Annotated in this window: 13 protein-coding genes; 3 read left to right on the forward strand and 10 right to left on the reverse strand. The window is 56.5% G+C overall.

All coding sequences use genetic code 11. The features are described from left to right. The first annotated feature begins 1 nt into the window (after nucleotide 1). The 3 genes from xylB (at nucleotide 2) to CKO_RS03045 (ending at nucleotide 3,521) form a co-directional block, all read left to right on the forward strand. Complete coding sequence (xylB, locus tag CKO_RS03035) at nucleotides 2-1,465, forward strand: xylulokinase (RefSeq protein ID WP_012131671.1); 1,464 nt, start codon at nucleotides 2-4, stop codon at nucleotides 1,463-1,465. A 67-nt stretch (nucleotides 1,466-1,532) separates the two neighbouring features. Further along, nucleotides 1,533-2,810 (forward strand): RbtT/DalT/CsbX family MFS transporter, encoded by a 1,278-nt coding sequence (locus tag CKO_RS03040; protein ID WP_012131672.1) that lies wholly within the window; start codon nucleotides 1,533-1,535, stop codon nucleotides 2,808-2,810. A gap of 48 nt (nucleotides 2,811-2,858) precedes the next feature. Then, entirely contained in the window at nucleotides 2,859-3,521 is a 663-nt protein-coding gene (locus tag CKO_RS03045; protein ID WP_048902422.1) for an HAD family hydrolase, read from the forward strand. Nucleotides 3,522-3,599: 78 nt separating this feature from the next. On the opposite strand, the gene yegS is transcribed toward CKO_RS03045, so the two are convergent. The 10 genes from yegS to CKO_RS03095 all read right to left on the reverse strand — a co-directional run bounded on the left by yegS (nucleotide 3,600) and on the right by CKO_RS03095 (nucleotide 18,338). Next, complete coding sequence (gene yegS / locus CKO_RS03050; RefSeq protein ID WP_012131675.1) at nucleotides 3,600-4,499, reverse strand: lipid kinase YegS; 900 nt, start codon at nucleotides 4,497-4,499, stop codon at nucleotides 3,600-3,602. Nucleotides 4,500-4,645: 146 nt separating this feature from the next. Further along, entirely contained in the window at nucleotides 4,646-5,020 is a 375-nt protein-coding gene (locus CKO_RS03055; RefSeq protein WP_012131676.1) for a helix-turn-helix domain-containing protein, read from the reverse strand. Nucleotides 5,021-5,115: 95 nt separating this feature from the next. Continuing rightward, nucleotides 5,116-5,379, reverse strand: coding sequence for a type II toxin-antitoxin system RelE family toxin (locus CKO_RS03060; protein WP_012131677.1), 264 nt, complete (start codon nucleotides 5,377-5,379; stop codon nucleotides 5,116-5,118). Between the two features lie 400 nt (nucleotides 5,380-5,779). Next, nucleotides 5,780-7,141: a prephenate-dependent tRNA uridine(34) hydroxylase TrhP gene (gene trhP / locus CKO_RS03065; RefSeq protein WP_012131678.1), complete on the reverse strand. Its 1,362-nt coding sequence runs from the start codon at nucleotides 7,139-7,141 to the stop codon at nucleotides 5,780-5,782. A gap of 209 nt (nucleotides 7,142-7,350) precedes the next feature. Then, nucleotides 7,351-8,073, reverse strand: coding sequence for an envelope stress response regulator BaeR (gene baeR, locus CKO_RS03070; RefSeq protein WP_012131679.1), 723 nt, complete (start codon nucleotides 8,071-8,073; stop codon nucleotides 7,351-7,353). Continuing rightward, nucleotides 8,070-9,473 carry an envelope stress sensor histidine kinase BaeS gene (gene baeS, locus CKO_RS03075; RefSeq protein ID WP_012131680.1) on the reverse strand — a complete coding sequence of 468 codons (1,404 nt, stop codon included), beginning with the start codon at nucleotides 9,471-9,473 and terminating at the stop codon, nucleotides 8,070-8,072. The genes baeR and baeS overlap by 4 nt, the downstream gene beginning before the upstream one ends. Further along, complete coding sequence (gene mdtD / locus CKO_RS03080) at nucleotides 9,470-10,885, reverse strand: MFS transporter (RefSeq protein WP_012131681.1); 1,416 nt, start codon at nucleotides 10,883-10,885, stop codon at nucleotides 9,470-9,472. The genes baeS and mdtD overlap by 4 nt, the downstream gene beginning before the upstream one ends. Further along, nucleotides 10,882-13,968 carry a multidrug efflux RND transporter permease subunit MdtC gene (mdtC, locus tag CKO_RS03085; protein WP_012131682.1) on the reverse strand — a complete coding sequence of 1,029 codons (3,087 nt, stop codon included), beginning with the start codon at nucleotides 13,966-13,968 and terminating at the stop codon, nucleotides 10,882-10,884. Before mdtC ends, mdtD begins: the two co-directional genes overlap by 4 nt. Then, nucleotides 13,969-17,091, reverse strand: a complete 3,123-nt coding sequence (mdtB, locus tag CKO_RS03090; RefSeq protein WP_012131683.1) for a multidrug efflux RND transporter permease subunit MdtB — start codon at nucleotides 17,089-17,091, stop codon at nucleotides 13,969-13,971. After that, nucleotides 17,091-18,338: an MdtA/MuxA family multidrug efflux RND transporter periplasmic adaptor subunit gene (locus CKO_RS03095; RefSeq protein WP_024130190.1), complete on the reverse strand. Its 1,248-nt coding sequence runs from the start codon at nucleotides 18,336-18,338 to the stop codon at nucleotides 17,091-17,093. Before CKO_RS03095 ends, mdtB begins: the two co-directional genes overlap by 1 nt. Nucleotides 18,339-18,558: the final 220 nt, after the last annotated feature.

Raw genomic sequence — 18,558 nt, forward strand, 5'->3', positions numbered from 1 at the left:
TATGTATCTGGGTATCGATCTCGGCACATCTGAAGTGAAGGCGCTGGTCATTGATGAAAATAATGACATTGTCGCCACCCATAGCGCGCCGCTGACGATTCAGCGGCCCCATCAACACTGGTCAGAGCAATCACCGGAAGCCTGGTGGGACGCGACGGAGTATCTGATGTCCACCCTGCGGGAGAAATGTGGTCATCACTGGCAGGCGATTAAGGCGATCGGTCTTTCCGGTCAGATGCATGGCGCGGTACTGCTTGATGCCGCCGGGAATACGATCCGCCCGGCGATTTTGTGGAATGACACCCGTAGCGCCCAGGAGTGTGCGGAACTGGAAGAAATTGCCCCAGAGCTGCATCAGGTTGCCGGTAATCTGGCGATGCCGGGGTTTACCGCGCCGAAATTGCTGTGGGTGCGTCGCCATGAACCGCAGAATTTTGCCCGCATCGAAACGGTGCTGCTGCCGAAGGATTATCTGCGTTTCAAAATGACGGGTAAAAAAGTCTCCGACATGTCCGATTCGGCAGGGACGCTGTGGCTTGACGTCGAGAAGCGCGACTGGTCGGATGCGCTGCTGGAGAAATGCGGGCTGACGCGGGCCAATATGCCGGAGCTGGTGGAAGGCTGCGATATTTCTGCCACGCTCGATCCCGTCGTCGCGCAACGCTGGGGGTTAACCCCTTCGGTGGTGGTCGCCGGGGGCGGCGGAGACAACGCGGTCAGCGCTATTGGCGTTGGCGCGGTATCGCCCGGCGATGCGTTTATTTCACTGGGGACGTCCGGCGTGCTGTTTGTGGTGACGGACGCGTACCGTCCCGCGCCGCAATCCGCAGTACATGCTTTTTGCCACGTCCTGCCGAATTTGTGGCACCAGATGAGCGTAATGCTCAGCGCCGCCAGCTGTCTGCAATGGTTCTGCCGCCTGGTAGGGACAACGGAAACGGAACTGCTGGAAGAAATCGCGCAGTTAAGCGATGCGGAAAAAGCCAGCGCGCCGATGTTCCTGCCGTACCTTTCCGGCGAACGTACGCCGCATAACGATCCTGACGCCCGGGGCATGTTCTGGGGGCTGACGCACTCCAGCCAGCGCGCGCTGATGGGGTATGCGGTGCTGGAAGGCGTCAGTTTCGGCATCGCTGACGGGCTCCGTGTTCTGCAAGAGAGCGGTACAAATATCGAACAATGTTCGCTGGTGGGCGGCGGCGCCCGAAGTCCGTTCTGGGCGCAACTGCTGGCAGATATTCTGGATATGCCCGTGGTGACGCACAAAGGCGGAGAAACCGGCGGCGCGCTGGGCGCGGCGCGACTGGCGTGCCTTGCGGCAGGTAAACCGTTGGCGTCCGTTTGCGAAAAACCGGAAGTCTACAAAACCTGGTATGGCGATCCGGTTCGCCACACGGCGCTGATGCAGCGTTATCAGCAGTTTAACGCACTGTACCGAAACGACCTGAACTATCGAAATCAATAATTTCTATAACAAAAGCCCTCCGGTGAATGTACCGGAGTGGCTCCCTGCACCCTAAAACGAGGTCAATATGTCGTTAACTAACAAACAATGGCTGGGATTACCCTTAAGTCTGGTCTGGGGGTATATCGCCATCGCCGTATTCATGACTGGTGATGGTTTCGAGCTGGCATTTTTGTCGCACTACATCAAAGCGCTGGGCTTTACCCCGGCGGAAGCCTCCTTCGCCTTTACGCTATATGGCCTGGCGGCGGCGCTGTCGGCCTGGGTATCCGGCGTAGTGGCGGAGATCATCACGCCGCAAAAAACCATGATGATCGGCTTTGTGCTGTGGTGCGTATTCCACGTATTGTTCCTCGTTTTTGGACTGGGTCAGTCCAACTACGCCTTAATTCTGTTGTTTTACGGTATTCGCGGTCTGGCGTATCCGCTGTTCCTTTATGCGTTTATCGTCGCCATTGTGCATAACGTCCGTAGCGACAGCACCAGCGCCGCGCTGGGCTGGTTCTGGGCGGTCTACTCTATTGGGATCGGCGTTTTCGGCAGTTATATCCCGAGTTTTACCATTCCGCATATTGGCGAAATGGGCACCCTGTGGCTGGCGCTGGCGTTCTGTCTGACCGGCGGTGTTATCGCGCTGGTTTCGCTGCGTAAAATTGAAACGCCGCGCCATATGCAAAACCTCACCACCCGTGAAAAGTTCAGCGAACTGGGGCGTGCGGTCACGCTGCTTTACACCAACCGTAGCATTATGTTGTCCAGCATCGTGCGTATTATCAATACGTTATCGCTGTTCGGTTTTGCGGTGGTCATGCCGATGATGTTTGTGGATGAACTGGGCTTCACCACCTCTGAATGGCTACAGGTATGGGCGGCGTTCTTCTTCACAACCATCTTCTCCAACGTCTTTTGGGGCGTACTGGCAGAGAAAATGGGCTGGATGAAGGTTGTACGCTGGTTTGGCTGCATCGGGATGGCGCTCTCCAGCCTCGCGTTTTATTACATTCCGCAGCACTTTGGCCATAACTTCGCGATGGCGCTGGTTCCGGCAATCGCGCTGGGGATCTTCGTTGCCGCGTTTGTGCCGATGGCCGCCGTCTTTCCTGCGCTTGAGCCAAAACACAAAGGAGCCGCGATTTCGGTCTACAACCTGTCGGCTGGGCTTTCCAACTTCCTCGCCCCGGCGATCGCCGTGGTGTTGTTACCGCACTTCAGCACCATTGGCGTCGTGATTGCGTATACGTTGCTCTATATTGTGGCGTTTATTCTGTGTCCGTTTATTCGTGTTGAACAACCCGGATTCACGCGTCAGGAGGCATGTGAAGGCGAAACGGTCGGTATTTCTTAATGATGTCGGGCCCGGCTGCGCTGCCGGGCCTTTTTAAGGCGGCAAATGATGAAGAGTAAAGCGGTAATTTTCGACATGGATGGCGTCATCATTGACTCCGAAGGGCTGTGGCGTCAGGCGCAAAAAGACGCGCTGGCAGGCTGGGGAGTGACGGTTAATGACGAGGAGTGTGAAACGTTAACCAAAGGGAAGCGACTGGATGAGATTGCCCGCGTCTGGTGCGAATACTGCCCGTTGCAGACAGACCCCGGGGTGCTGGAGTCGGCCATTCGCAAACGCATTACCGGACTTATTGCAACGGAAGGCGAAGCGATGGACGGCGTCTACGCGGTATTGCATCATTTTCGCCACAGGGGGTATCGGATTGCGCTGGCTACGTCATCATCCCATCAGGTTATTGAGGCTGTTCTCTCTAAACTTAATCTTCGGGGGCATTTTGACGTCATTTGCAGCGCCGACGATGAACGCTACGGCAAACCGCACCCGGCGGTGTATCTCTCCGCGCTGAAAAAGCTGGGCCTGCCCGCCGCAGAGTGTCTGGTGATTGAAGACAGCCTGAGTGGTTTTCGCGCCGCGCAGGCCGCCGGAATTGATACCATCGTGGTGTCTGACGGCTGCCAGCATCCCTGCTTTAGCGAGGCCATCGGGCGCTACACGTCAATGCCGCAACTCCTGGAGACGCTGGCCCCGCCGGTTCGGGCCGCAGGGTAAATGACCCGTTTGTGAGCGCAGAGGTTCCGGGATGTCGCCGGTCTGATTATCCCTCTCTGCGCTTACTTTCTTTTTTCGTTAGCGCAGTAACGGGCAGTCTGGCGGCAAACGGCAACGCAGCGCGTTGGGAAGTATTTCAATATGAAATTCCTGACCGCTGAGCGGCTCGCCATCAAGGTTAAAAGTGATCTCATGCGGAGCCTGAATATCAAACCAGGCGGATGCGCCATCGACAATGTTGGGGTTCTCTTCCGGCTGCGTCAATGTGGAAAACAGCGCCGGAAGCAGCTCCTCCCCGGTGAAGATCCGCAGTTGCAGCAGCCCGTCATTAATGAGTGCGCCAGGGCAGAGCTGTTGTCCGCCACCGGCCTGACGACCATTACCAATGCCAATCACCAGCGCATCGCCCTGCCAGTGAAAATTCTCGCCGCGAATCTCACAGCGATCGGGCTTGAGGGTGTCCATGCGCATCAGCCCATGAATAAAGTAAGAGACGCCGCCCAGCGCGGCCTTGAGTTTTTCCGGCGTTTCGGTGGTGATGCGCGTCCCGAAACCCCCTGTCGCCATATTAATAAAGCAGGTTTTATCGTTGACCTGGGCGATATCGATCGCAACCGCGTTACCGGCAATCGCCAGTTTTAAGGCTTTATCCAGCGCTTCCGGGATGCCAGCGCTGGTGGCGAAGTCATTGGCCGTGCCCAGAGGCAAAATGCCAAGCGCGGGAACGTTGCCGCCCTGACACTGAATCAGCGCGGCGGAAACCTCATTGATAGTGCCGTCGCCGCCGCCCGCAATAACTGTCTCAACGCCAAGCTGTCTGGCTTCATCAACATAACGCTGGGCATCGCCTTTTTCCCAGGTGACCCGGACGTGAATCTCCACGCCCTCATCGCGAAGTAGCCCTATCGCGTCGCGCAGGGGCTGATTATCAGCGCCTTTGCCATTTAAAATCAGTAAGCTGGCGGGAAACGTAGCCATCCTTTGTTTGCCTCTGTCGTTAACCTGTTGAAAGTGTATAGCAGAAAAGGCGCGGAAAGGTCAGAACAGGCTGAAAATGAATCAGGAGCGTAAAGGAAAGGATAAAGACTCAGCCAAAAAAGCCCCGGTTTCCGGGGCTTTTTTGGCTATTCGAGGATGAGTTGCTCGGGAGCGCAGTTATACAGTTTTGCTAATCTTTCGATGTTATCTTTACGTGGGCGTTCTGACTTCTCAAACTCTGAGACAGTCGCCTGTTTGATGCCCAGGGCTTCCGCAACCTGTTTTTGCGTCATCCCTCTGTAAATGCGCCATGCCGCTTGCATGGTGCAATTTCGCTCAGAAAGAATGCTGATCACTTCGTTGGGGTAACGAACATTATCAGATGCGCCTGATTCGTCTTGTACAGTGTCATACAGTTCATCAAGATCTCTGTCGCTAACTAACTTTTCGAAGAGGTCAATTGGCACAACAGCAGAGACTCTGCGGCCTCGACTGTCTGTAATAAATTGGATAGCGGCCATAAGATTACCTTTTTTACATTTACATGCTAATAGTTGTTGTCGGTTAATTAACAAATTGTTTACAGATGGAAACGGGCGGGTTTCCCCGCCGTCTGTCAGTAGGTTGATGAGCTACGGCGTAATATGCGCTGAATTTCAACGATCAGCGGTTCTCCGTTTACAAATACGAAGAGAACTCGATAGCTTTTCACCCTTAATCTGTACTGCCCGTCTTGATCCGTGAGTTTTTTGATATCCAGAGAGCTAATGTCTGGGTATAACTGCATGGCGTTTACTTTCTCACGTACAGCTTTTTGATCATCAGCAGGTAGCTTTCGCAGATCCTTAACGGCTCTACCCGTCCAGAGTATCTGGGTCATAAAACATCCCCTGTAAAACAAATTGTTAAAGAGCACACCCTACATGGCAGGTCTTAAATATAGGGTTTTAACCCTATATTGTCAAATTAAACCTCTATTTTTATAGGGGAACGGCGCTGAGTGAGCAAGGCGTGTGTCGCCAAAAACACATGGATGTGAAACGAGAATGGAACAACTAAGATGTGGATACTGGAGGGAATGGCTCTTTTCCAGTGCGCAACGATGAGATAAAAAATAAGCCTGCGTAAGGGAGATTACGCAGGCTAAGGAGGTGGTTCCTGGTACAGCTAGCATTTATGGGTTATGTTTTTCAGCGCCTCGGATAATACCCGTAATGAACGAGGCGGTATGTGATCGATTTCTAAGAATCTTCCCATAATGAAAAAATAACGTGGATTAACTACTTAGCGTGTGGGTTCCGCGTGGATTCGCCGGAAAAATTACGCATTAACAATGCATAATTCAGATCCATATCCTGCGGCACCGGCATCCAGACGGTGTAGCCATCGCCAGGCGCCACCGGCATTGCTTCACCTTTGGCGTTTTCCATATGCTCCAGAGTGAAGTTGACGTTCCCCTGCGGCGTCATCAGCTCCAGGCTGTCGCCGATGGAGAATTTGTTCTTCACGGCAACGGCGGCAAGGGCGCCTTTACGCTCGCCGGTGAACTCACCCACGAACTGCTGACGTTCAGAAACAGAGTAACCGTACTCGTAATTCTGGTAGTCATCATGCGTGTGACGGCGCAGAAAGCCTTCGGTGTAACCGCGATGCGCCAGGCCTTCCAGCGTTTCCAGCAGTTGCGGATCAAACGGCTTGCCCGCAGCGGCATCGTCGATCGCTTTGCGATAAACCTGAGCGGTACGCGCACAGTAGTAGAAGGATTTGGTACGGCCTTCGATTTTCAGTGAGTGCACGCCCATTTTGGTCAGGCGTTCAACGTGAGCAATGGCGCGCAGATCTTTCGAGTTCATGATGTAGGTGCCGTGTTCATCTTCGAACGCGGTCATATATTCGCCCGGACGCTGAGCTTCTTCGATCATAAACACTTTGTCGGTTGGTGCGCCGATACCCAGCGTCGGTTCGACGTTCTGTACCGGAATCGGTTCGTATTTATGGACGATGTTGCCCACGACGTCTTCTTTCCCTTCCTGCACGTTATATTCCCAACGGCAGGCGTTGGTGCAGGTTCCCTGGTTCGGATCGCGTTTGTTGATGTAGCCAGAGAGCAGGCAACGACCGGAGTAGGCCATGCACAGCGCGCCGTGTACGAAGATTTCGATCTCCATTTCCGGCACCTGTTGACGAATCTCTTCAATCTCTTCCAGCGACAGTTCGCGGGAAAGAATAACGCGGGTCAGCCCCATCTGGTTCCAGAACTTCACCGTTGCCCAGTTTACGGCGTTGGCCTGCACCGAAAGGTGAATCGGCATTTCCGGGAAGTTTTCACGTACCAGCATGATAAGCCCGGGATCGGACATGATCAGCGCATCCGGCCCCATTTCCACAACCGGTTTAAGATCGCGAATAAAGGTTTTCAGTTTCGCGTTATGCGGCGCAATGTTCACGACCACATAGAATTTTTTGCCAAGCGCGTGGGCTTCGTTAATGCCGAGCTGCAAATTCTCGTGGTTAAATTCGTTGTTGCGCACGCGCAGGGAGTAACGCGGTTGGCCCGCATACACGGCATCTGCGCCATAAGCGAAAGCGTAACGCATATTTTTCAGCGTTCCCGCCGGGGAAAGGAGTTCCGGTTTAAACATAATTTTCTCGTTCTGATGACAGGTCAGATCCGCTTCACTGAATGAGGCGGTTAGGGGAGTGCCCCTACGTTAAGGGCGGGCATTGTAGCGCTGTGGGGGAGGCAGGTAAAGAAAAACGCCGGATGGCGGCGTAGCGCCTTCTCTGGCCGACAACGCTCTTATTTGTCGGCCGGATCAGCGGAGCGTCATCCGGCTATTGCAGGCGTGACTTATGCAATCCGGCAGGTATCCGCTTCCCAGCGATACCCGACGCCGTATACCGCACGGATGAACGACTGTTCGGCGTCCAGTGATTCCAGCTTGCGGCGCAGGTTTTTGATGTGGCTGTCAATGGTGCGGTCCGTCACCACGCGATAATCATCGTAGAGATGATTAAGCAGTTGCTCGCGGGAGAAAACTTTCCCCGGCTCGTGAGACAGCGTTTTCAACAGGCGAAACTCTGCGGGGGTCAGGTCGAGCATCTTGCCGCGCCAGGATGCCTGAAAACGGCCTTCATCAACAATCAGCGGGCTTTGCGCGTCCAGCTGTTGCAGCTCACGCTGCGGCTTGCAGCGGCGCAAAATCGTTTTCACGCGGGCGACCACCTCACGGGGGCTGTAAGGTTTGCAGATGTAATCATCGGCGCCAATCTCCAGCCCAAGCAGGCGGTCGATCTCTTCAATCTTTGCCGTGACCATCACGATGGGCACGTCAGAAAAACGGCGAATTTCCCGGCACAGCGTCAGGCCGTCCGTACCTGGCAGCATTAAGTCCAGCAGGATCAGGTCTGGCGGCGTTTGATGCACATACTGCAATACCTGATCGCCATGACTGATTAGCGTGGGGGCATAGCTTGCGGCGCGCAGATAGTCGATCAGCAGTTGTCCCAGCTTGGGTTCATCTTCCACGATTAAAATACGCGGCGTGTTTTCATCAATGGGTAACTCAGTCATACATCTCTCTGTAAATCGCGTTCCAGCGGTAACTCTACTGTAATGCTAAGCCCGCCAAAAGGCGAATGGGACGCCCGGATACGACCATTATGCGCTTGTACGATATTGTCGCAAATCGCCAGTCCCAGACCGGACCCGCCGCTGGCGCGGTTGCGGGAGCCTTCTGTGCGGTAGAAACGTTCAAACAGTTTTTGTAACTGCTCATCGCGAACGCCGGGCGCGGAATCGGCGAACGTTAACAGCAGCATGTTGTCGCGCTGCTCGGCGGAAATGTGCAGGCTGCCGCCGCTGTCGGTGTAGCGCAGACTATTTTCCAGCAGATTATTGAATAACTGCATCAGACGATCCGGATCGCCGAATACCATCACGCTGTCAGGAAGGGAAAAGTGTAACGTCAGCCCACGGCTGGCGAAGCGCTCGCGAAACGCGCCGCCCGCCACCTCCAGCAGGGGAATCAGGTCCACCGATGTTTTCTGGTACGCCAGCGCGCCTTCATCGGACATAGAAAGCTGATGCAGATCGTCAACCAGCTTGGTGAGCGTGCCGACTTCAGCCTGGAGCGAGGCCACCGATTCGGGCGTAAACTGGCGGACTCCGTCCTGGATAGCCTCCAGCTCACCGCGCAATACCGCCAGCGGCGTGCGCAGTTCGTGGGAGATATCCGCCATAAAATCGCGGCGCATTTGCTGATTTTTTTCCAGCGTGCTGGCGAGCTGGTTAAAATCCTGCGCCAGTTTACCCAGTTCATCCGCGCTGGTCGGCGTTACGCGCGTCGTGAAGTCGCCTGCGGCCAGTTTGTGCGTGCCTTCCACCAGCCGCTTAACGGGCGCCAGCAACCCGCGCGCCAGCGGAAACGTCGCCAGCGCCGCCAGCAGAGTCGACAACGCCACGATCAGCCAGCTGGTACGGCGCTGTTGCTTATCAAAATTAATATCGGTATTGCGCGTCAGTCGCTCAACGGGAGAGGCAATCACCGCGCCAACCTCCACACCGTTTACGTGAATAGCCCGGCGGGTGCCGTCTCGCGGGACTGGCGCTCGCGGGCCGACCAGCACATTGGCGTGTTGATCGACGACCCAAAATTGGGTTCGCCAGCCATGCGGCGGCATCCCGGGGCCGGGTTTGTTATCGTCGTTGTCATGCTCAAAAGAGCGCAGGATCTGGAAAACGAAGCGATCGTTATTGCGTAAAAAACGCCAGTTGCCGTGCAGCGAATACTGCTCGCCCAGCGCGTCGCCGAGCATCTGCAACCGCTGTTCGTTGCCATGTTTGATGTAGTCGATAAACCCGCGCTCAAAGCTGATGCGTACGGCCCAGTGCATGCTGATCAGCAAGACAATGCAGGTGGCGAAAATCGCCAGAAACAATTTGCTGGTAATACCGGGCCGCCAGAACTTCATTGCGTGCTCCTTTTGCGTCGTGAAATGACGGCGTTTTTGTGCGTGTCGTTCGGCACCCGGGCGAAGATGAGTGCGGGCAGCGCGATAATCAGGGCCATGCACAGCCAGGTATACATAAACACCGTGTGGCTCGCGCCGCTGTCGGCCGCGATATGTTGTTGACCAAACATGCCCAGCAGCAGCCCGGCGATGGTCACGCCAATACTCATCGACAGTTGCATGATCATGGACAGCAAGCTGTTGCCGCTGCTGGCGAGTTCATCGGGCAGATCTTTGAGCGTTAAGGTGTTCATGGATGAAAAACGGGTGGAGTTGACCATGCCTTGCAGGAACAGCACAAAGGGCAAGGCGTAATACCAGCCAAGCATCGCGACGCTCATAAACAGCAGGCTGACCAGCGACAGGCCGAGGGTGGTGGCGACCAGTACGCGACGATAGCCAAAGCGGTTTACCACCTGTACGACGATACGTTTCATTCCCATGCTGCCGAGTACCATCGGGATCATCATCAACCCGGCATGAAACGGCGAGAACCCCAGACCAATCTGCAAAAAGACCGGCGTCATGAAGGGTAGCATGCCGCTCCCGACGCGCCCGGCGAAGCTACCAGACAGGCCCAGCGAGAAGGTGTGGGTGCGAAACAGCGCCAGACTAAACAGCGCGCGCGGATTGTTTTTGGCGTGTTTCAGGTAGAGCGCAATCGCCAGGATGCCGCACAACACCAGTGCGCCCAGTGAGAGAGGCGAGAGCCCCGTGCCTTTGCTGCCGTCCAGCGCCATCGTCAGTACCGCCATGCCGACGGCCAGCAGGAGGAACCCTGAAAGATCGAAGCGCCGGGTTTGCATGGTGTAGTTCGGCATCAGCATGAGCGTCGCAATCGCCCCGACAATGCCGACCGGAATGTTAATCAGGAAAATCCAGTGCCAGGAGGCGTACTCGACCAGAATGCCGCCCAGCGCCGGGCCGAGCAGCGGCCCGACCTGACCGGGCAGCGTGACGAACGTCATTGCCGCCATATATTGTTCGCGCGGAACGATCTTCATGACCGTCAGTCTGCCGACCGGCACCATCATGGCGCCGCCCACGCCCTGTAAAACGCGCGCCAGCACCAGTTCATTCAGCGTGCTGGACCAGGCGCAAAATAGCGATCCCAACGTAAACAGCACAATGGCGGTAAAGAAGATATTACGCACGCCGACTTTATCCGCCAGCCAGCCGCTGGCAGGCAGCATTACCGCCACGGTCAGTACATAGGAAACCACGACCATGTGCATATGCAGCGGGCTTTCCCCCAGACTGAGCGCCATAGAGGGAAGCGCGGTGTTGACGATTGTGGTATCCAGCGATTGCATAAAAAAGCCGAATGCCACAATCCAGAGTTGCCAGCGTGTGCTGTCAGGAAGTTCTGTCATGGCTCTGTTATGGATTCCGGTTGGCTATTATTACGTGAAAAACGCAGCCGCAGACGGTCGAAAAAGAGATAGACCACCGGGGTGGTATAGAGCGTCAGCAGCTGGCTCATCACCAGTCCGCCCACGATCGTAATCCCTAATGGTTGACGTAACTCTGAACCATCGCCCCCGGAGATAACCAGCGGCAGCGCGCCAAACAGCGCCGCCAGCGTGGTCATCATGATTGGGCGAAAACGCAGCAGACAGGCCTGGAAAATCGCCTGTTCCGGCGTCAGGTTGCCGTTTCTCTGTGCCTCAAGCGCAAAATCGACCATCATGATGGCGTTTTTCTTCACAATGCCAATTAATAGCATGATCCCGATGAGCGCGATTAGGCTGAACGGGGCATTGAACAGCTCCAGCGCCAGTAGCGCCCCCACGCCTGCGGAGGGGAGGGTAGAGAGGATGGTCAGCGGATGAACATAACTTTCATACAATATCCCCAACACAATATAGACCGTCGCGATCGCCGCCAGGATCAGAATCACCTGCGAATTCATCGTCTCCTGGAAAACCTGTGCCGTGCCGGCGAAACTGCCGCGCACCGTTGACGGTACGCCAAGCTGTGTCATCGCCCGGTTGATGGCTTCCGTCGCTTCGGACAGCGACGTGCCCGTAGGCAGGTTAAACGCGATAGTCGAGGCGGCGGACAACCCCTGGTGATTCACTGACAGCGGCGCATTGGCGGGCTGCCATTTTGCAAAATAAGAGAGCGGAATCGCCTTCCCGTCGCTGTTAATGACGAACATCTTCTCCAGCGCGCTGATGTCCTGGGTATAGCGTGAGTCAACCTCCATCACAACCTTATACTGGTTCATCGGCTGATAGATGGTGGAAATTTGCCGTTGACCGAAGGCATTATTCAGCAGACTGTTGGCGGCCTGCACGTCGATCCCCAGCCGGGACATGGTTTCGCGGTCGTAAATCAGGTTCATCTCCGCGCCGTTATCTTGCTGGTCGGAGTTAACGTCCGCCAGTTGGGGGAGCGCCGCCAGCGCTTTACGGATTTTCGGCTCCCATTCCCGCAGCGCGCTTAAATCATCAGACAGCAGGGCATACTGGTAGCTGGCGTTAGCCTGCCGCCCGCCGACGCGGATATCCTGCACCGCCATCAGAAACAGGTTTGCGCCCGGCTCTTTTGCCAGCGCGACCCGCAGCCGGTCGATAACCTGCTGCGCCGTTTCATGGCGCTCGCCGCGTGATTTCAGCGTAATAAACATCATCCCGCTGTTGACCCGCGAACCGCCGGTGAAGCCGGTCACGTTGTCGACCGCCGGATCGTCGCGAATGATCTTCATAAAGTCCTGAAGTTTGCCGCGCATCGCCTGAAACGAAATACTCTGGTCAGCCTGAATGCCGCCCATCAGTACGCCTGTATCCTGTTCGGGGAAGAAGGTTTTGGGGATGGAAATATAGAGCCAGATATTCAGCGCAATGGTGCCCAACAAGACGACGCCCACCAGCCGCGTATGGTTTAGCACCCATTTCAGCGATGTGCCGTACCCCTGTTGCAGGCCAGTCAGCAGACGGCCAAAGCCGCGGCTTCGCGTCTGCTCGCGAGGCTTGCTGGACTTCAGCATCCAGCCGCACATCATGGGGGTTAGCGTGAGCGAGACGAGCAGCGAGATGCCGATTGCCACCGAAAGAGTGACGGCAAACTCGCGTAATAATCTTCCGGGCAATCCCCCCATCAGCAAGAGCGGCAGGAATACCGCCACCAGGGAGAGGCTCATGGAGAGCACCGTAAAGCCAACTTCGCGCGTTCCCTGAAGCGCCGCCTGCAAGGGCTTCATGCCGGCTTCAAGATGGCGGGAGATATTTTCCAGCACCACAATGGCGTCATCGACGACAAAACCGGTGGCGATAGTCAGCGCCATCAGCGACAGGTTGTTCAGGCTAAAACCGCACAGGTACATTGCGGCGAAGGTGCCAATCAGCGACACGGGAACCGCAACGGCAGGAATCAACGTTGCGCGCCCGGAGCGCAGGAATAAAAAGACCACCAGAATGACCAGCGCGACGGAAATAACCAGCGTCTGCTCCACTTCCTCCAGCGAGGCGCGAATCGTCGGGGAACGATCCTGAGCGATTTGCAGGTCAATTGAGGCGGGAATCAGCGTTTGTAATTCCGGGAGCTTCTCGCGAATGCTGTCTACCGTCTGGATGATATTGGCTTCCGGCAGCTTGCGAATCATCAGCAAAATCGCCGGTTTGGCGTTGGTCATCCCGGCGTTACGCACATCCTGTACCGAGTCAGTTACCGTGGCGACATCGCCCAGACGCACGGCGGCGCCGTTGTTGTAGTGGATAATCAACGGCTGGTATTCCGTCGCCGTTTTCAGTTCATCATTTGTCTGAACCTGCCAGCGATGAGTCTTGTCGTCGATCGCGCCCTGCGGCTTACGCACGTTGGCATTGCTGATGGCGCTGCGCACGTCATCCAGCGATACGCCCTGATTAAACAACGCCTGCGGGTTAAGCCCCACGCGCACGGCGGGCAGCGAACTGCCGCCGACATCCACATCGCCGACGCCGTCAATTTGCGCGATTGTCTGCGCCAGCTGCGTTGAGGCGAAGTCATACAGCTCTCCCTGCGACCAGGTGTCCGATGTGAGCGTCAGAATCATAATCGGCGCGTCGGACGGATTGGCTTTACGGTAGGTCGGGCGGCTGGGCATCCCGCTGGGCAGCAGACTCTGTGCGGCATTAATTGCCGCCTGCACGTCACGCGCCGCGCCGTTGATATCGCGGTCAAAGTTAAACTGAAGAATAATTCGCGTGCTGCCCAGCGAGCTGCTGGAGGTCATCTCACTGACCCCCGCGATGCGTCCGAGCGAACGCTCCAGCGGCGTGGCGACCGACGACGCCATGGTTTCCGGCGAAGCGCCCGGAAGCGATGCGCTCACCATAATGACCGGAAAATCCACCTGCGGCAGCGGGGCGACCGGCAATAACCGGAAACCCAGCACGCCGCAGAGCGTAATGGCGATGGAGATTAAAATAGTCGCCACCGGGCGGTAAATGAAAAGGGCGAAAAATTTCATTTACGCCTCCTCTTCCTGGCGGGGGAAGCGGCTTTTCACATACAGCGACAGGCGGTCAAACAGCAGATAGATGACGGGCGTGGTGAACAGGGTTAAGACCTGGCTGACCAGCAGGCCGCCTACCATGCCAATCCCTAACGGGCGGCGTAATTCCGCGCCTGTGCCGGTACTTAACATCAATGGCAGTGCGCCTAACAGTGCCGCCAGCGTGGTCATCAGAATCGGGCGGAAACGCAGCAAACAGGCCTGGAAAATCGCATCACGCGGTGCCATTCCCTGCTCGCGCTCGGCGGCCAGGGCGAAGTCGATCATCATGATAGCGTTCTTCTTCACAATGCCGATCAACAAAATGATCCCGATGATGGCAATCACGTCCAGTTCACTACCGGCAATCATGAGCGCCAGCAGCGCCCCGACGCCCGCCGTCGGCAGGGTGGAGAGGATCGTGATTGGATGGATAAAGCTTTCGTACAGCACGCCAAGCACGATATACATCGCCACCACTGCCGCCACGATCAGCCAGACGGTGCTGCCGAGCGCAGCCTGGAAGGCCAGCGTGCTGCCCTGGAACTGGGTGGTGATATCGACTGGCAGGTTGACCGTTTTCTCCGTGTCCAGAATGGCCTGTACCGCATCGCCGAGCGAATAATTATCCGGCACGTTAAACGAGAAGGTCGTTACCGGGAACTGATCCAGGTGATTAATGGAAAGCGGCGCGAAACGCTGCTCGATTTTGGCGATGGCGCTAAGCGGCACAATCCCGCCGTCGCTGCTGGTCAGACGGATGGTGTCCATTGCCGCCAGCCCCGGCGTGGTGTCGGTGTTATGTTCCAGCACGACGCGATATTGATTCGCCTGGGTGTAGATGGTCGAAATCAGGCGCTGGCCAAAGGCGTTATACAGGGCGTTATCGACATCCGCCATGCTGATGCCAAGACGGCTGGCGCTGTCGCGGTCAACGTTCACATACGCCACCAGACCTTTGTCCTGCCAGTCGCTGCTGACGTCAGAAAGCTGCGGAAGCTGCTGGAGTTTTTCCATCAGCTGCGGCACCCAGGTGCTGAGCGCATCCAGTGAGGTGGCCTGTAGCGTAAACTGGTACTGCGTGCGGCTCACCTGAGTATCAATGGTGAGATCCTGCGTTGGCTGGAGGTAGAGATCGACGCCGGGCACTTTCGCCACGGCGTGTTGCAGGCGGGCGATGACTTTCTGTACCCGATCGTCACGTTCATTCAGCGGCTTAAGGTTAATTTGCAGACGCGCGCTGTTCAGCGCCGGGTTGGTACCATCAACGCCGACAAAGGCGGTCAGGCTTTCTACCGCCGGGTCTTTTAAAATCACATCAGACACCTGGCGCTGGCGCTGGGCCATACTGGCGAACGAGCTGGATTGTGGAGCCTGCAATGTGCCCTGAATAATGCCGTTATCCTGCACCGGGAAGAACCCTTTCGGGATAAAGACCCACAGCATGATGCTGAGAAGCAGGGTGCCGAGCGCCACGCTCAGCGTCAGCCACGGATGGTTGAGCACTTTTGCCAGCCACTGACCGTATTTCTCAATGACGCGATCAAACATTTTTTCCGCCGCGCGGGAGAAGCGGTTTTGCTTGCGCAGCGACGCCTGGCTGAGCATCCGGGCGCACATCATGGGCGTCAGGGTCAGCGACACGACGGCGGAGATCAGGATCGCTACCGCCAGCGTGACCGCAAATTCGCGGAACAAACGCCCGACGATATCGCCCATGAATAACAGCGGGATCAGTACCGCAATCAGCGAGAAGGTTAATGAAATAATGGTAAAGCCGATTTCGCCAGCGCCTTTGAGCGCCGCCGCCAGCGGTTTTTCCCCTTTCTCGATGTAACGCGAAATGTTCTCAATCACCACAATCGCGTCGTCCACGACGAAGCCGGTGGCGATGGTCAGCGCCATTAGCGTCAGGTTATTGATCGAAAAATCGAGAAAGACCATTACCGCAAAAGTGCCGATCAGCGATAACGGCACGGCGACGCCCGGAATGATTGTGGCGGGGACATTACGCAGGAACAGGTAGATGATCATCACCACCAGCGCAATCGCCAGCATCAGTTCGAACTGGGTGTCGGTAACGGAAGCGCGAATGTTGGTGGTGCGATCCGACAGCACGGTGACATTGACCGATTTTGGCAGGCTTTCCGTAAGCTGCGGCAGCATCTGACGAATGCTGTCCGCCGTGGAGATAATGTTGGCGCCGGGCTGGCGCTGCACATTCATCACAATGGCCTGTTCTTTATTGGCCCACGCGCCGAGCCAGCTGTTTTCCGCGCCTTGTTCGACCGTTGCCACATCGCCCAGACGTACCGGCGCGCCGTTCTGCCAGGCGATGATTAACTGGCGATACTCATCGACAGACTGCATCTGATCGTTAGCAGAGAGCGTGACCGCGCGAGTTGGGCCATCAAGACTCCCTTTCGCCGAGTTGACGTTGGCGCTGGTGATGGCGGCGCGAACCGTCTCGCTGGTAAGCCCCAGCGCGGCAATCGCCTGCGCATTCAGCTTCACACGCACGGCCGGGCGTTGGCCGCCGGACAGCGTGACCAGCCCTACGCCGGATACCTGGGAAATTTTCTGCGCCACCCGGGTTTCCACCATGTCTTCCACCTGCGTCATGGGCATAGCGGTTGAGGTGACGGCCAGCGTCATGATCGGTGGATCTGCCGGGTTAACTTTGCTGTATACCGGCGGGTTAGGCAGATCGCTCGGCAGCAGGTTTGTGGCCGCGTTAATGGCGGCCTGTACTTCCTGCTCGGCGACATCCAGCGGCAGAGTCAGCTGGAACTGCAACGTTACAACCGATGCGCCGCCGGAACTTTGCGACGACATCTGTTTCAGGCCGGACATTTGCCCGAACTGGCGTTCAAGCGGCGCGGTGACGGCGGAGGTCATCACATCCGGGCTGGCGCCGGGGTAGAGCGTTACCACCTGAATGGTGGGGTAGTCCACCTCCGGCAATGCGGCGACGGGCAGGAAGCGGTAACCGATAATCCCGGCGAGTAAAATCGCCACCATCAGCAGCGTGGTCGCGACAGGGCGCATAATAAACAGGCGCGACGGGCCGCCTGTGCTGCTCGGAGGTAACACCTGCATCAGGAGCGTACTCCTTTCTTACCGTATTCCCGATTCGTGGCTTTATCTTCTTTCGCCGCAGGCGCTTGCGCTTCCACCACTTCGACTTTCGCCCCGTCCGTCAGACGATCGATCCCGTCCGTCACGACGCGATCGCCTGCCGACAGCCCGGCGCTGATTACCACGTTCTGACTGTCCTGAATACCCGGTTTAACCAGATGCTTGCTGACTTTGTTCTCATCATTTAGCACCCAGACAAAGTGGCCTTCGTTACCCATTTGTACGGCCGCTGTCGGTATCACCACCGCGTTTTGCTGCGTGTCGACCAGCATGCGGGCGTTAACAAACTGGTTAGGGAACAGCGCGTCATCCTGGTTGTTAAAACGGGCTTTGATTTTGATGGTGCCGGTCGTGGCGTCGATTTGGTTGTCCAGGCTGAGCAGTACGCCGTCGCTTAATTTCTGTGAGTTAGTGCGATCCCAGGCTTCAACGGTCAATGTTTTGCCCGTTTTTTGCGCCTGTACGACGGTGGCGATATCGCTTTCCGGCAAGGTAAAAATCAGATCGATTGGGTGCGTCTGGGTGATAACGACAATGCCTGTGGTATCGCCGCTGGAAATTTGATTACCGACATCCACCTGTTTTAGCCCCACGCGACCCTCTACCGGTGCGGTGATGCGGCTCCAGTCAAGCTGCAACTGCGCGCTGGCGACGCTGGCTTCATCGGCCTTAATGGTGCCTTCTGTTTCGCTGACTAGCGCCTGTTGCGCGTCCAGCTCCTGGCGGGAGACAAGGTTGGTTTTCACCAGCTGTTGATAGCGTGCTAAATCGCGACGGGCATTCGCCAGCGTGGCTTTGTCTTTCGCGAGCTGCCCCTGCGCTTGCGCTAAGGCGACTTTAAACTGGCTGGGATCGATTTCCGCCAGCAGATCGCCTGCTTTGACCTGTTGTCCTTCCTGGAAGTGCAGCGCCATCAGTTGACCATCCACGCGGCTGCGTACCGTGACGGTATTGGCGGCAGCGATCGTGCCCAGCCCGGTCAGATAGCGTGGTACGGCTTGTTCCGTTGCGGTGGCCGCCTGAACCGGCGCCAGCGGGCCGGAACGCATGCCGCGACGTCCTGCGCCAGCCTGACGTTGCGCATGTTCGTTAGCGCCCGGCGCATTCCCCTGGGTTTCGCTGCGACTATGCCAGAACTCGTACACGGCAATGGCCGCCACAACGACCACGATTGCTATCACCCAGCGGGATTTTTTACTGCCTTTCATCGTTATAAGTTTCTCATCCTGAAACGTTTCGCGGAATGATACTAGTTTAGTCATCCATAACGGGAGAAAAATGGAGGAATTATGAAACACTGTCTGGATTCGTCTGAATGACGTCGGCCTTTGCGAGGCGTTACGCAACAATCACCCATGAAAAACACGGATATTTACTCTTACGTTAGAGTGGCGGCACGGCAAAAAAAGGAGGTAAGCCACAGCTTTC

This window comes from Citrobacter koseri ATCC BAA-895, from assembly GCF_000018045.1.
Classification (GTDB): domain Bacteria; phylum Pseudomonadota; class Gammaproteobacteria; order Enterobacterales; family Enterobacteriaceae; genus Citrobacter_B; species Citrobacter_B koseri.

Bases quoted from the DNA above. Each gene is read 5' to 3' on its own strand.
- CKO_RS03095 (WP_024130190.1), bottom strand. From the start codon at position 18,338: ATGAAAGGCAGTAAAAAATCCCGCTGGGTGATAGCAATCGTGGTCGTT.
- CKO_RS03045 (WP_048902422.1), top strand. From the start codon at position 2,859: ATGAAGAGTAAAGCGGTAATTTTCGACATGGATGGCGTCATCATTGAC.
- mdtC (WP_012131682.1), bottom strand. From the start codon at position 13,968: ATGAAATTTTTCGCCCTTTTCATTTACCGCCCGGTGGCGACTATTTTA.
- CKO_RS03040 (WP_012131672.1), top strand. From the start codon at position 1,533: ATGTCGTTAACTAACAAACAATGGCTGGGATTACCCTTAAGTCTGGTC.
- mdtD (WP_012131681.1), bottom strand. From the start codon at position 10,885: ATGACAGAACTTCCTGACAGCACACGCTGGCAACTCTGGATTGTGGCA.
- xylB (WP_012131671.1), top strand. From the start codon at position 2: ATGTATCTGGGTATCGATCTCGGCACATCTGAAGTGAAGGCGCTGGTC.
- baeR (WP_012131679.1), bottom strand. From the start codon at position 8,073: ATGACTGAGTTACCCATTGATGAAAACACGCCGCGTATTTTAATCGTG.
- mdtB (WP_012131683.1), bottom strand. From the start codon at position 17,091: ATGCAGGTGTTACCTCCGAGCAGCACAGGCGGCCCGTCGCGCCTGTTT.
- CKO_RS03055 (WP_012131676.1), bottom strand. From the start codon at position 5,020: ATGGCCGCTATCCAATTTATTACAGACAGTCGAGGCCGCAGAGTCTCT.
- baeS (WP_012131680.1), bottom strand. From the start codon at position 9,473: ATGAAGTTCTGGCGGCCCGGTATTACCAGCAAATTGTTTCTGGCGATT.
- trhP (WP_012131678.1), bottom strand. From the start codon at position 7,141: ATGTTTAAACCGGAACTCCTTTCCCCGGCGGGAACGCTGAAAAATATG.
- yegS (WP_012131675.1), bottom strand. From the start codon at position 4,499: ATGGCTACGTTTCCCGCCAGCTTACTGATTTTAAATGGCAAAGGCGCT.
- CKO_RS03060 (WP_012131677.1), bottom strand. From the start codon at position 5,379: ATGACCCAGATACTCTGGACGGGTAGAGCCGTTAAGGATCTGCGAAAG.